The sequence below is a fragment of the Nocardia sp. CA-151230 genome (genome assembly GCF_050942175.1).
Taxonomy (GTDB): Bacteria; Actinomycetota; Actinomycetes; order Mycobacteriales; family Mycobacteriaceae; genus Nocardia.
On the sequence record NZ_CP192061.1, the window covers coordinates 7,604,236 to 7,616,620 of the forward strand.

11 protein-coding genes and 1 pseudogene are annotated in these 12,385 nt (G+C 67.9%); 3 read left to right on the forward strand and 9 right to left on the reverse strand.

The window, feature by feature from the left end:
* Window position 1: 1 nt before the first annotated feature.
* The 3 genes from ACQP1O_RS35730 (at window position 2) to ACQP1O_RS35740 (ending at window position 2,640) form a co-directional block, all read left to right on the forward strand.
* A complete protein-coding gene (locus ACQP1O_RS35730) occupies window positions 2–1,252 on the forward strand; it encodes a fatty acid desaturase family protein (protein WP_433562752.1) in 1,251 nt (416 codons plus the stop codon).
* 146 nt (window positions 1,253–1,398) lie between these two features.
* On the forward strand, window positions 1,399–2,034 hold the full coding sequence (bluB, locus tag ACQP1O_RS35735; protein ID WP_433567901.1) for a 5,6-dimethylbenzimidazole synthase: 636 nt from the start codon (window positions 1,399–1,401) through the stop codon (window positions 2,032–2,034).
* Between the two features lie 69 nt (window positions 2,035–2,103).
* Complete coding sequence (locus ACQP1O_RS35740) at window positions 2,104–2,640, forward strand: YceI family protein (protein ID WP_433562753.1); 537 nt, start codon at window positions 2,104–2,106, stop codon at window positions 2,638–2,640.
* Between the two features lie 5 nt (window positions 2,641–2,645).
* Here ACQP1O_RS35740 and ACQP1O_RS35745 read toward each other — a convergent pair whose 3' ends face one another.
* The 9 genes and pseudogenes from ACQP1O_RS35745 to mtrA form a co-directional block, all read right to left on the reverse strand.
* The gene (locus ACQP1O_RS35745) at window positions 2,646–3,410 is read right to left on the reverse strand and encodes a type 1 glutamine amidotransferase domain-containing protein (protein WP_433562754.1); all 765 of its coding nucleotides are present in this window, start codon (window positions 3,408–3,410) and stop codon (window positions 2,646–2,648) included.
* A 138-nt stretch (window positions 3,411–3,548) separates the two neighbouring features.
* Entirely contained in the window at window positions 3,549–3,866 is a 318-nt protein-coding gene (locus tag ACQP1O_RS35750) for a YciI family protein (RefSeq protein WP_433562755.1), read from the reverse strand.
* Between the two features lie 175 nt (window positions 3,867–4,041).
* A complete protein-coding gene (locus tag ACQP1O_RS35755; protein WP_433562756.1) occupies window positions 4,042–4,464 on the reverse strand; it encodes a hypothetical protein in 423 nt (140 codons plus the stop codon).
* Between the two features lie 114 nt (window positions 4,465–4,578).
* Complete coding sequence (locus tag ACQP1O_RS35760; protein WP_433562757.1) at window positions 4,579–5,871, reverse strand: acetyl-CoA C-acyltransferase; 1,293 nt, start codon at window positions 5,869–5,871, stop codon at window positions 4,579–4,581.
* 286 nt (window positions 5,872–6,157) lie between these two features.
* A complete protein-coding gene (gene hpf / locus ACQP1O_RS35765) occupies window positions 6,158–6,874 on the reverse strand; it encodes a ribosome hibernation-promoting factor, HPF/YfiA family (RefSeq protein WP_433562758.1) in 717 nt (238 codons plus the stop codon).
* Window positions 6,875–7,057: 183 nt separating this feature from the next.
* On the reverse strand, window positions 7,058–7,702 hold the full coding sequence (locus ACQP1O_RS35770; RefSeq protein ID WP_433562759.1) for a ComF family protein: 645 nt from the start codon (window positions 7,700–7,702) through the stop codon (window positions 7,058–7,060).
* Window positions 7,703–7,718: 16 nt separating this feature from the next.
* Window positions 7,719–9,515, reverse strand: a complete 1,797-nt coding sequence (gene lpqB / locus ACQP1O_RS35775; RefSeq protein ID WP_433562760.1) for an MtrAB system accessory lipoprotein LpqB — start codon at window positions 9,513–9,515, stop codon at window positions 7,719–7,721.
* Window positions 9,516–10,075: 560 nt separating this feature from the next.
* Window positions 10,076–11,668, reverse strand: a pseudogene (gene mtrB / locus ACQP1O_RS35780) (MtrAB system histidine kinase MtrB); the annotation flags it as partial.
* Entirely contained in the window at window positions 11,665–12,342 is a 678-nt protein-coding gene (gene mtrA, locus ACQP1O_RS35785) for an MtrAB system response regulator MtrA (RefSeq protein WP_433562761.1), read from the reverse strand. The pseudogene mtrB and the gene mtrA, both read right to left, overlap by 4 nt.
* Window positions 12,343–12,385: the final 43 nt, after the last annotated feature.

Genomic DNA, 12,385 nt, shown 5'->3' on the forward strand with positions numbered 1-12,385 from the left:
CATGGCGATCTCGGATGTCAAGGAATACGCGCACCTCACCCCGGAGGACGTCGAAGCGATCGGGGCGGAGCTAGACGCCATCCGCCGTGAGGTCGAATCGACCCTGGGCGAGAAAGATGCCCGTTACATCCGCAATGTGATCCGTCTCCAGCGCGGCCTCGAGATCAGTGGCCGCGCAGCGCTTTTCGCGAGTCTCTTCCCGCCTGCGTGGCTGGCCGGTGTGGCCCTGCTGGGTACCGCCAAGATCATCGAGAACATGGAGATCGGCCACAATGTGATGCACGGGCAGTGGGACTGGATGAACGATCCGGAAATCCACTCCACCAAATGGGAATGGGACAACGCGGGCCCGTCCGAACACTGGAAGATCACCCACAACTTCCTGCACCACAAGTACACCAATGTGCTGGGCATGGATGACGACATCGGCTACGGCCTGCTGCGCGTCACCCGCGATCAGCGCTGGTCGCCGTTCTATCTCGGACAGCCGGTCTACAACCTGCTGCTGCAGATGTTCTTCGAATACGGTGTCGCCATCCAGCATTTGGAACTCGGCAAGGTCGCCAAGAAGAAGTGGGCCCCGGGTTCGCCCGAGCGCATCCAGTTCGAGGAGGACCGCAAGACCGTTCTGAAGAAGATCGGCAAGCAGGCCGCCAAGGACTACCTGATCTTCCCGCTGCTCACCGGCCCGGCCTTCCTGGGCACGCTGACCGCCAATCTGGCCGCGAACATCGTCCGCAACGTGTGGACGAATGCGGTCATCTTCTGCGGCCACTTCCCCGACGGCGCCGAGAAGTTCACCAGGTTCGACTGCGACAACGAGACGCAGGGCGAGTGGTACCTGCGCCAGATGCTGGGTTCGGCCAACATCTCCGGTGGCCCGCTCATGCACTTCATGACCGGCAATCTCTCGCACCAGATCGAGCACCACCTGTACCCGGATATTCCGTCCAACCACCTGTCGACCATCGCGGTGCGGGTGCGGGCGCTGTGCGAGAAGTACGACCTGCCCTACACCACCGGTTCGCTGCCGGTGCAGTACGCCAAGTCGTGGCGCACCATCATGAAGTTGTCGCTGCCCAACAAGTACCTGCGTCGCTCCACCGACGACGCTCCGGAAACCAAGTCGGAGAAGATCTTCGGCGGCGAGTCCAGCATCGACCCGATGACCGGACGCCGCCGCGGCCTGCGCACCGCGCTGCGGGAGGGCCGCCGCAAGCTGTCCCGGCGCGAACCGGCCCTGGTCGGCTGAGCCACCCCGGCATCCCGAAAAGCGCCCCCCGCCGAGTTTCCGGCGGGGGGCGCTGTCGCGGGAATGGGTCGATGGCCCCCGTCGACCTCCGGCCTGGTTCACTGGACGCTGTGTGTTCCGAAGGTCCCGTCAGCGCCACCGAATGTCTGAGCGTCTACGACGCCATCAAACTGCGTCGTGATGTCCGCGCCGAATTCACCGGCGCGGTGGTCGACGACACCACGCTGCTCCGGATTCTCGAGGCGGCGCATCGGGCGCCCAGCGTCGGCAATTCGATGCCGTGGGATTTCGTTGTGCTGCGAGATCCGGCCACGCTGAGCAAGTTCGCCGACCATGTGGCCGAGAAGCGGCAGCAGTTCCACGACTCGCTGCCGTCCGATCGCGCCGAGACCTTCAATCCGATCAAGATCGAAGGAATTGTGGAGAGCGGCACCGGCGTCGTGGTGACCCACAATCAGGCGCGCGGCGGCACCCACGTGCTGGGTCGCGCGACCGTGCCGGAAACAGGCATCTACTCCACCATCTTGGCCATCCAGAACCTGTGGCTGGCCGCCACCGCCGAGGGCGTGGGCGTGGGCTGGGTGAGCTTCTACGACGAACCGTTCCTCACCGATCTGCTCTCGCTGCCGCCGGGCGTGAAACCGGTCGCCTGGCTCTGTGTCGGCCCGGTCCACGAGTTCCAGCAGGTCCCGGACCTCGAGCGCTTCGGCTGGCGCCATCGACGGCCCCTCGAATCGGCCGTGCACTGGGAACAATTCACGCCACGCACGGAGGACGATTAGCCACGGACCGGCGGTCCCTGGATCAAGCCGGTCTGGTTACGCTCCCGCGACCGGACGACAGTCGAGGCCATGACGACTTCGACCGGCATCGCCCTCACCCCCGGCCTCTGGACCCTGGACGCCGTGAACTCCACCGTCGGCTTCTCGCTGCGCAGCTTCGGACTGCTGCGCGTGCGCGGTGAATTCCGGCGCTTCGACACCGGATTCGTGGTGGACGACGCCGGGGCGGCGGCCATCGAGGCCACCGTCCACCTGGATTCCTTCGACACCGGCAATGCCAAACGCGACGACCACGTCCGCCACGCCGACTTCCTGGATGTGGAGCGCCGGCCGACCATGACCTTCCGGGCGCCCCGCCCGATCCGGATCGGCGAATCCTTCGACGTGAACGGCGAAGTCACCTTCGACGGGCTGACGCGGCCGCTACCCCTGACGGTGGCCTGGAACGGACTACGGCCGCATCCGGTGACCGGCCACCCGTCCATCGGCTTCACCGCCACCGGCAGCTTGGACCGCCGCGACTTCGGTGTCGGCCCGTCCTTCGGCGGCATGATCGGCCGCATCCTCGACGTCGACCTGAGCATCCAGTTGAACGCACCGGCCTGATCCGTTCAGATTCCCAGCGACTCGATCACCATCTGGGCGACCTTCGCGCCGGAGTACTGCTGTTGACCGGTGATGAGGTTGCCGTCGCGGACGGCGAAGGCGCGGAACAGGCCACCGGTGACGAAGTTGGCGCCCAGCGCGATGGCCTCGTCCTGGATTCGGAACGGCATCACCGTACGACCCAGGGCTTGATCCGAGAAGTCCTCCTCGATGTTTGCGAAGCCGGTCATGGTCTTGCCCGTGATGAGCGGCGTGCCGTCGTCGGCGACAACGTCCAGCAGCGCGCAGGTACCGTGACACAGCACCGCGGTGGGCTTCTCGGCGGCGTGGAATGCCCCGATCGTGGTGGCCAGATCCTTGCGGCCCCGGAAGGTGAACATCGGCGACTGACCGCCACAGACCACGATGGCGTCGAAGTCGTCGTGGTTCAGATCAGCCAATACCGCGGTATTCTCCAGCAGAGCAGCCAATTCGGGGGTGTTGACGAAGCCCATGGTGATCAGATCGTCTGCTGACCACTTGCTCTCGTCGCGCGGGTCGGACATGGCGTCCATCTCGACTCGCCCTCCGTCCGGGCTGGCTATGGTGATCTCGTAACGGGCTCTGGTGAATTCGTAATAGGGATGTGTGAGTTCGGCGGCCCAGAAGCCCACCGGAATGTTCAGCGTCGTCGAGGTCGCCGGGTTGGCGACCACCATCAGCACTCGTGGACGCTTCGAGCGGGTGACATCGATGATCTCGTGATGCTCGGTCGGCTGCGCGATGGCCATTGTCGGTCCTTGGATGGTAGGGAAGGACTTCACCGCCGACACCACGCATCGGCCCTCGATACGGTTCGCGCGGTGACATCAGGGTGCGGTTCGCACGGTGGCGTCAGACTGCGCACGCCATCCCTTCTGGCGCGACGATCAGGTGACGGGTTCGCTCTCAGTGCGGGGGTTGAGGTAGCCGAGCTGGATCGGCCGCAGATCGCCGCGCATGAAGCCTCCGCTGGTGACAGGCTCATCGGCGATGATGCGCCGCGCGGCGGCCTCGTCGTCGGCGGTGAAGATCCCGACGCCGGTATTGACCGCGCCCAGGGTAGGCCCGGCCACCAGCAGCACACCGGCGGTGTCCAGGCTCGCCAGCCAGTCCCGGTGCGCCGCGAATGCGGATCTTTCGTCGGCGGTCATGGTGGCGATGAAATTCTCACGGGGCGGATGCATCAAAAAGATCCACTCGGCCATTTGCCGAGTATACGTTCGCGGTGACAGTTGCCAGGTCGTTGCTTGATGGCTGCGGGTGACCGCCGTCGCGTCCGGGCGAGCGCGCTCATGACGCGCCATCCGCCGCGAACAGCCCTGACCTGGGCAGACACCGCTACACACCTGATACGGACCAACCCACCGGGCCGCCGCCTGGCTACCCCGTCGCAACCGCCCCGACCCCGCGCTTGCGCCGCAGATCCGACAGCCCCAGACCCGCCCCGGCCAGCAGGACGAGCGTGTCCAACGGCAGCCGCAGCTGCCAGAACGTCTCCGCGAACCCATCCGGGTCGGCGGTCGCAGCACCGCGCAGCCCCGCGAGCATGATCCAGCTCAGAGCCGAAGCGGCGAACCAGAATTGGCTGCGGGTGACGGGGCGCGCCAGCGCCACCGTGATCAGCGGAGCGACGTTCACCGCGATCAGCAGTATCGACAGCAAGATCCCGTAGACCGTTGCCGGACCGCTCAATCGACCGGTGTATCCGCGCTGCTCGCCCGCGTGCACGGCGGTGGCATGGATGATGACAAGCACGAGACCGCCGGCGACCGCGATCACCAGCGCCGCCGGGATGCCGGTCAACCGGTCGCGAGGCGCGTCCCTACTGATGCTGATCGAGCCGGTTCGGATCCTCCCTGCCGGCGGGAATCGGCTGCCCGACGGCCGCCGAAAACCGGTGACACAGAATCGTGTCGGCTAAACCCGCTCCAGTACCGCCGAAGCCCCGATGCCGCCGGCGGCGCAGATGCCGAGCAGGGCGGTGGACTTGCCGGTGAGGGCGAGTTCGTTGGCCATGGTGGTGACCATGCGCGCGCCGGTCGCGCCGAAGGGGTGGCCGAGGGAGACCGAGCCGCCGTGCACATTGAGCTTGGCCGGATCGATCTCGCCCACCGCGGCGTCGCGGTCCAGGCGGGTCTTGGCCCATTCGTCGCTGGCCAGCGCCGAGACCACGGACAGGGTCTGGGCGGCGAAGGCCTCGTGGATATCGACGAAATCGATGTCCGCGAGCGACATTCCGGCCTGGTCGAGAGCTCGCGGCATGGAGACGGCCGGGCCGATCAGCACCTGGTCGCGCGGGTCGACGCTGACGAAGCTCCAGGAGCGGAAGGCGGCGAGGGGCTCGTAGCCGAGCGCGCGCGCCTTCTCCTCGCTCATCAGCAGCACCGCCGAGGCGCCGTCGGTGAGCGGGCTGGAATTGCCGGCGGTGACGGTGCCGTTCTCGGCGAAAACCGGTGCCAGCTTGGAGAGTTTGGCCAGGCTGGTGTCCGGCCGCACCAGCCCGTCTCGCGACACCTCGGTCCCGTCGGGCGTGCGGACCAGCACCACCTCGCGGTCGAACCGGCCGCTGGCGATGGCCGCGGCGGCCCGGTGATGCGAGGTGGCGGCGAAGTGGTCCTGTGCGCCGCGCGAAATGCCGTGGATGCGCGCCATCTTCTCGGCCGACTCACCCATGACCTCACCGGTGGTGCGCTCGGCGATCTGGGGCCGGCGCGGCATCAGATCGAAGAACGGGGCCAGTTGCGTTGCGGCGGTGAGATAGTCCTTGGCCTTGGGCTTGCCCAGCGCCAGCGGCGCGGCGGCGTGCACCAGCTTCTGCGGCAGCTTGATCTCGGCATTGCTGGTGGAGTCGCTGCCGCCCGCGACCATGATGTCGTACTCGCCGCGTTCGATGGCGGCCGCCGCCGACACCACCGCCTGCAGCCCGGACGCACATGCGCGCGTCACGGTATAGCCCTCGCAGCCCGGGTCCAGTTCCAGGTCGAGCGCAATCTCCCGCGCGATGTTCGGTGCGCCGCTGGGCAGAATCACCCCGCCCCACACGATGGCCTGGACGTCCTGCGTGGGCACCCCGGTCCGTTCCAGCAGCCCGCGCACAGCGGTATCGGCGAGGTCGATCGAGTCCATCCGCGTGAATTCGCTGAATGCCCGCACGAACGGGGTCCGAGCCCCGGCGACGATGACAGCACGGCGAGCGCCCTTGGTAGCCATGGCCACAGTATTAACTGATACACAGCGTCACAGCAAGTAGCAGATCCGTCCGAACCCGCGACAACTGATTTACCTCCGCCACGGGTAACTCCCCGGGTACGCCCAAAGTTCAGACACCCCCCGACCGCCGGCACGGGTACTCAACTCCAACGGCTCCCAAGCCGCCCGCAAAGGTCCCGGAGCGGCGGTACTGCCGCAAAAATCACGGAGAGGCGGCACTGCACAGCAGGCGACCGGGGTCCTGTCCGTGACCCCGGTCGAAAGGTGGATGTTCCTCAGCCGCTGGTTACGCGAGCCTGATCAGCCCGTAGTCGAAGGCGTGGCGGCGGTAGACGACCGACGGTCGGTCGGTCTCCTTATCCTGGAACAGGAAGAAATCGTGGCCTACCAGCTCCATCTGGTAGAGGGCGTCGTCAACCGTCATGGGGATCGCGGAGTGCTGCTTGGTGCGCACCACATGGCCGGGGCCGGCGGCTTCGTCCATCTCGTCGGCCGGGTGATCATGTGCGATGGATCCATTGGCGGAGAACAGGGATTCGTCGATGAGACTGGCGGTCGCTTCCGACACCGAGATCGGTGTCTTGTCCCCGTGGTGGACGCGACGGCGGTCCTTGAGCCGGCGCAGTCGGCTCTCCAGCTTCTCGACCGCGAACTCGAGGGCAGCGTAGAAGCTGTCCGCGCGCGCTTCGGCGCGGACGACCGGGCCCTTGCCGCGGGCGGTGATCTCTATCCGCTGGCAGTTCTTGCGTTGACGACGGTTGCGTTCGTGGGTGAGTTCCACGTCGAAGAGGTAGATGGTGGGGTCGAACCGCTCGAGCCGAGAGAGCTTGTCCGCCACGTGAATTCGGAAATGGTCGGGCACTCCGCCCTCACCGAGGGTCCTGCCCTTGACCACGACATCCGCGATGGTGGCCCGAGTGGATGAATCGTCTGAGATGACCTCGTCATCGAGCAGCACCGTGGTGTCTGCGTTCTTCGCTGAGAGTCGTGAAGTAGTCGTCACGCGTACCTCCCGGATCTGGCCGCACAAGCCGCTCGTGCGGCGGGATTGAAACGTGTGCCGATCGATGAACTCGCTCGGCACATAAGTCCGAGGCGCCACCTCCAAACTTGCGGTTCGGGTGTCTGATCGCCAACCTAGTGCGCCAGCGACCCGTCCGCCAGTGTTCACGCAAATTTCGGAGAATCAAGCCGCGCAAGTAACCAGCACGGCACGAACAGTCACCCTCGCCTCAGCCAGCGCACGCACCGATTCCCGCACCGTGACACCCGTGGTCAACACGTCATCGATCACCACTACCTCGGCATTTGCCGGAAACAGGGCACCCGGCGGGCGGGTGGTGGCTACGATGATCCGCCCGTGCAGATTGTGCTGGCGATCGCGGTGTCCCAGGCCCACCGAGTCGCGCACACCTGGCCGCATGCGCAACAGACGTACCATTCGGCAACCGGGTAGCCAACTCGCCGCGATGTTCGCGGCACGCACCACCGGATCTCCCCCGCGCCGCCGGGCGGCGGACCCGCGACTGGGCGCCGGCACCAGCACCAGCGGGCGGGCGGTGTCCCGCAAATGATCCAGCCCCCTGGCCAATCCGGCGCCGAGCGGCCGCGCCAGGTCCCAGCGGCACTGCTCCTTGACCGCCAGCACGGCCCGCCGCGGCGCGCCCGCGTAGCCGGCCAGCGCCCAGCACGGCACCCCGGGATCGGCGCGCGGACGGATCCGGATGGGCGGACCCGACAGCGCGGCGGCGCAGTCCGCGCACCACCCCGTCCCGGCCCGCTCGCACCCGCCGCAGGCGTGTGGCAGGATCAGATCCAGCAGTTCCCCCATGTCTCTCAGTGTGCGCCTAGCCGGGCAGCACCGGCACCGCGTTGGCCCCCAGACCCGGAACTTCGCGCCAGTAGTCCTCGCGCCCTTCGGGATTGCGGGTCAGCTCCAGCACCGCGCGGGAGTCGGCCACGTACTCCTGGTCCGGTGAGGCGCTCAGCACGCGCACCGGCGGGGTGAGGTTCTGGGAGGTCTGGGCGCGGTACTCGGAGCCGTCCACCAGCACCCCGGCCACCGGGTCCACACTGCCGTCGCGACCCACCACGACCTTCTCGTCGCTGAGCCAGTCGATGGACACCGCGGGCGTGCTCAGCCCGATGGCCAGCGGCAGCGGCGAGGACAGCGAGAACTTCCCGTTCGGCTGCGGCACCACCACCGCCACGTACACCTTGCCGTTGGCGATGAGGGCCGCCCGCGCCCCGGACGGCGAGATGCGCAGCTCGGTGATGGGCGCGCGCGGCGAGGTCGAATTGGCCGCCGCCGCGGTCAGTTCCGCGATGTCGACGTCCTGCACCGAGACATTGCCGGTGGTGCGGTCGTGCACGGCCCGGATCACGCGGTTGCCGTCCACCACCGACCAGGCCGAGCTGCCATCGGCAGGCCAGGTGGGCCGGGTGAAGGTGCCGCCGGTGGCGACCGGGAAGCCCTGGCCGTCATAGGTTCCGATGATCAGCGTGCGCTCGGGCTCGGGGTCCGGGCGGCCGGACCTGGCGACGGCGGCGACCAGCTGCCCGTCCGGCGACAGTCCCACCGACTGCAGGGTGTGGGTGGCTCCGAAGAAGCCCGGGGCAGCGGTGATGCCGCCGTTGGTGATCGCCACCAGCGACCCGTCGCGCACGGCGTGCATGCCGGCCCGGTTGCGGGCGATGGTGTCGGGGCTGCGGGCATCCACATCGGCGCGCTGCCAGCCGCCGGCGTACTTGTCGTCGAGCGGCTTGCCGTCGGCGTTGAGCAGGTAGGGGCCGAGCACGTCGGCGCCGGAGAGGGTGAGCACGATCTGGGCGGCCATCACGTCGCGGGTGGGCGCGTCGAGGGTGGCGCCGGAGAAGTCGACGCTCAGCCCGCCGCCGCCGACGCCGACATTGTCGGCATCGCCATTGGCCCTGGTGATCGGCCCGCGCAGCGTGACCGGCGCGCCCATGGGGTTGCGCACGGCGGGCGCGAGCGCGGACTGGGGTCCCTGGGCGAGCAGGCCGAGCAGCCGCTGCGCCAGCTGGTCCTTGCGGGCGGAGATCCAGCGCAGGTCGGGCACCATGGCCTGCCCGGCCAGGTTCGGGAAGAACAGCGAATACCGGTGGTAGGACTTGGCGAAGGCGGCCTGTTCGACGATCACGCCGGGCGGCAGATCCTTGATCCGCCACTCGCCGTCGATCTTCTCCATGTCGACCTTGGTCTCCAGGGTGCCGTCACCGGGCCGGTAGGAGCCGTCCGACGACAGCTCGCCGAGCTTGCGCGCCCGGATTACGTAGGTGGCGGAGTCGCCGTTGCGGGACTCCCGCAGCGTATTGGGCTGCGAGTCCACGATGCTGGTGGACGCCGCGTCGTCCCACTGCACATTCGCCGCGGGCGAGAGGAACTGCCGGGCCGCCTGATGCCGGTCGGACGGATCGGCCGTGGCGGCCATGAAGTCCAGCAGCAGCTGCTCGGGCTCCCGCCCGGCGGCGGGCGGGAGCGGCGAGGCACTGGTGGGCTGGTGGTCCAGGCTGCCCAGCGCCTGCGGTGCCGAGGAGTCCGGCAGGCTCGCGCACCCGCTGACACTGAGCAGGCAGCCGAGCATCACCAGGGCCCGGCGCAGGCCCGCGGACGGCCTCCTCATGATTGGCCGTCCCCCTGGGTGGCCGGCACGGAGCCGCCGGAGTTGTCACGGCCGGAACCGGTTCCGCCGGAACCGGTTCCGCCGGAACCGGCGGAATCATTGTCGGCGGCATGGTTTTTCCCGTTGGCGGCGTCGGAGGCGGCTTCGGCCTCGTGGGCGGTGCCGTTCTCGGGCCCAGCGGCGGTGCCGTTCTCGAACCCAGCGGCAGTGCCGTTCTCGAACCCAGCGGCAGTGCCGTTTTCAGACCCACCAGCGGTGCCGTTCCCGGACCTGGCGGCAGTGCCGTTCTCGGACCCGGCAGTGGTTCCGTCACCAGTCCCGGTGGTGGAGGGGAACTCCGGGGCGATGGCCTCGAATCCCCGTTCCCCGTCGCCGATTTCCGCGGTCGGTGCTTCGGGGGGTTCGGCCCCGACGTCGTCCAGGCCCGTGGTGCCCGGTTCCACTGCGCCGGGCCCGGATTCGAGCACCGGCGCGACGGCGGCGATGGTCGGCTGAGCAGTGTCCGAGCCCGCGATGTCGAGGGCCAGCTGCTCGGGCGAGACCGCGCCGCGAATCTTGGGCGGCTCCAACGAGAGTGGGCTGGTGCCGAGTTTGCGGCCGCGGACCAGTGGCAGGGTGAGCCGGAAGCTCGCGCCCACACCGATCTCGCCCCACGCCTCGAGCTTGCCCTCGTGCAGGTTGGCGTCCTCGACGCTGATGGACAGGCCGAGGCCGGTGCCGCCGGAGCGGCGCATGCGTGACGGGTCCGAGCGCCAGAAGCGGTTGAACACCAGCTTCTCCTCGCCCGGCCGCAGGCCCACGCCCTGGTCGCGCACCACGATGGCGACGGCATTGGCGTCCACGTCGCCGCGCATGCGCATGAGCACGGGCTTGCCCTCGCTGTGGTCGATGGCATTGGCGAGCAGGTTGCGCAGCACGCGTTCGACGCGGCGCGGATCCACCTCGGCCACCAGCGGTTCCTCGGGCATGTCCACCACCAGTTCGACGCCGGACTCCTTGGCCAGGTGCCGCACCGTGGAGACCGCGGCCCGCGCGCACATGCGCACGTCCAGCGATTCCACCTGCAGCTCGGCCACGCCCGCGTCGTGGCGGCTGATCTCGAGCAGGTCGTTGAGCAGTCCCTCGAAGCGGTCGAGTTCGTTCACGAGCAGTTCGGCCGAGCGCGCCAGCGCCGGGTCCAGGTCGTCGCTGGATCCGTGGATGAGGTCGGCCGCCATGCGCACCGTGGTCAACGGCGTGCGCAGTTCGTGGCTGACGTCGGAGGTGAAGCGGCGCTGCAGATTTCCGAACTCCTCGAGTTGGGTGATCTGGTTGGACAGGCTCTCGGCCATCTCGTTGAACGACATGGCGAGCCTCGCCATGTCGTCCTCACCGCGCACCAGCATGCGCTCCTTGAGCCGTCCATCGGCGAACCGACTCGCGATCCGCGCCGCGGATCTGATGGGCAGCACCACCTGTCGCGTCACCAGCGCCGTGATGGCGGCCAGCAACACCAGCAGCACGATGCCACCGATGAGCATGGTGCCGCGCATGAGCGACAGACTCCGTTGCTCATTGGTGAGCGGGAAGATCAGATAGATCTCCAGCGAGTCGATATCGGCCGATGGGCTGCCGATGATCAGCGCCGAGCCCTTGTACCCATCCGGGCTGGAGACCGTGGCGAACTGATAGGAGACCTGCCGCTGCTTGACGAATTGGCGTAGCTCGGCGGGAATCTCCTGGATGGCGCCCGAGGTGATCTCCTGCCCGCTGTCGCCCGTCATGGCCAGGGCCGCCTCGTAACTGCCTGCGGCGCCGCCGGTCTGGGTCCCGCCGGCGCTGCTGAACAGCGCGCGGCGGGCGTCGTCGAGGCGACTCTGCTGAGTGCCCGAATCGTGCACACCGGTCAGTTGGTTCTGAACGGTGTTGCGGGCGCGGCCCATCTCCTCGACGGCCGCGTTGATCTTCGCGTCCAACAACCGGTCGGTGATCTGACTCGTGAGCACGACGCCCAGAATCGTGATGACGATCAGCGACAGGGTGAGTGTGGACACGACGACACGCAACTGCAGCGAACGCCGCCACACGTGGCCCAGTTGCTCGCCCAGATTGCGGAACCAGGCCACCGCTACCGCCAGCCACCGCTGAACGCGGTTTCTGGAGCCAGCGATCACGGCGGTCCGGCCTTGTAGCCCACACCTCGGACGGCCAGCACGATCTCAGGGTTCTCCGGATCCTTCTCCACCTTGGCGCGCAACCGCTGGACGTGCACATTGACCAGGCGGGTGTCGGCGGCGTGCCGATAGCCCCAGACCTGTTCCAACAGCACCTCACGGGTGAACACCTGGCGCGGCTTGCGGGCCAGCGCCACCAGCAGATCGAACTCCAGTGGAGTCAGCGAGATCTGCGCCCCGCCGCGAGTCACCTTGTGCGCGGGCACATCGATGACGATGTCGGCGATGGACAGCAGCTCCTGCGGCTCCTCCTCGGTGCGGCGCAGGCGGGCCCGCACCCGCGCCACGAGCTCCTTCGGCTTGAACGGCTTGACGATGTAGTCGTCCGCGCCACTTTCCAAACCCAGGACGACGTCGACCGTGTCGGTCTTCGCCGTCAGCATCACGATGGGCACTCCCGAATCGGCTCGCAGCACCCGGCATACGTCGATGCCGTTCATGCCGGGCAGCATGAGATCCAGCAACACGAGATCCGGACGCAGCTCCCGGACCGCTGTCAGCGCCTGCGTGCCGTCACCGACGACGTGGGGGTCGAAACCCTCACCCCGCAAGACGATCGTGAGCATCTCCGCGAGAGCCATATCGTCGTCGACGACCAGAATCTTCGGCTTCATAACGTCTAGTTTGTCACCTCTCCGGCTCTGATTCGGCCGCCAC

Bases quoted from the DNA above. Each gene is read 5' to 3' on its own strand.
- ACQP1O_RS35730 (WP_433562752.1), top strand. From the start codon at position 2: ATGGCGATCTCGGATGTCAAGGAATACGCGCACCTCACCCCGGAGGAC.
- ACQP1O_RS35740 (WP_433562753.1), top strand. From the start codon at position 2,104: ATGACGACTTCGACCGGCATCGCCCTCACCCCCGGCCTCTGGACCCTG.
- ACQP1O_RS35745 (WP_433562754.1), bottom strand. From the start codon at position 3,410: ATGGCCATCGCGCAGCCGACCGAGCATCACGAGATCATCGATGTCACC.
- ACQP1O_RS35750 (WP_433562755.1), bottom strand. From the start codon at position 3,866: ATGGCCGAGTGGATCTTTTTGATGCATCCGCCCCGTGAGAATTTCATC.
- ACQP1O_RS35760 (WP_433562757.1), bottom strand. From the start codon at position 5,871: ATGGCTACCAAGGGCGCTCGCCGTGCTGTCATCGTCGCCGGGGCTCGG.
- ACQP1O_RS35770 (WP_433562759.1), bottom strand. From the start codon at position 7,702: ATGGGGGAACTGCTGGATCTGATCCTGCCACACGCCTGCGGCGGGTGC.
- lpqB (WP_433562760.1), bottom strand. From the start codon at position 9,515: ATGAGGAGGCCGTCCGCGGGCCTGCGCCGGGCCCTGGTGATGCTCGGC.
- mtrA (WP_433562761.1), bottom strand. From the start codon at position 12,342: ATGAAGCCGAAGATTCTGGTCGTCGACGACGATATGGCTCTCGCGGAG.